The 255-nt window shown below is 54.1% G+C and carries 1 protein-coding gene; it reads left to right on the top strand.

Translation table 11 applies throughout. The annotated features are described in order from the left end of the window. Positions 1–75: 75 nt before the first annotated feature. The coding region (locus tag EOE18_RS18735; RefSeq protein ID WP_220446056.1) for a hypothetical protein at positions 76–255 on the top strand (180 nt) is incomplete at its 3' end.

The raw sequence follows: 255 nt of genomic DNA, 5'->3' as shown, positions 1-255 counted from the left end.
GTTCGCCCAAGACACAAAATCAACCGCACTAACCCTCCCCATGAAAGACAAGCGCACATATGAGATTTCCAGCGCATGGACGCGCCGGACGACATTCCCTCAAACAAACAGCACGGCGCTGATTCCGCAAACCTGTCCCCAAATGGGACCCCCCTTGTCAAAGTCGACCTAAGTGATTCATGGTCGACCTTGGCTGCGGAAGCGGATCTAATTGACCGCTGGTTCGGCGCCGAAATTTCCAAGCTGTTTGGAGAC

It is taken from the genome of Novosphingobium umbonatum (assembly GCF_004005905.1).
Taxonomy (GTDB): Bacteria; Pseudomonadota; Alphaproteobacteria; order Sphingomonadales; family Sphingomonadaceae; genus Novosphingobium; species Novosphingobium umbonatum.
Note: the sequence above shows the minus strand (reverse complement) of the source record. Positions and strands in the feature narration are given on the sequence as shown.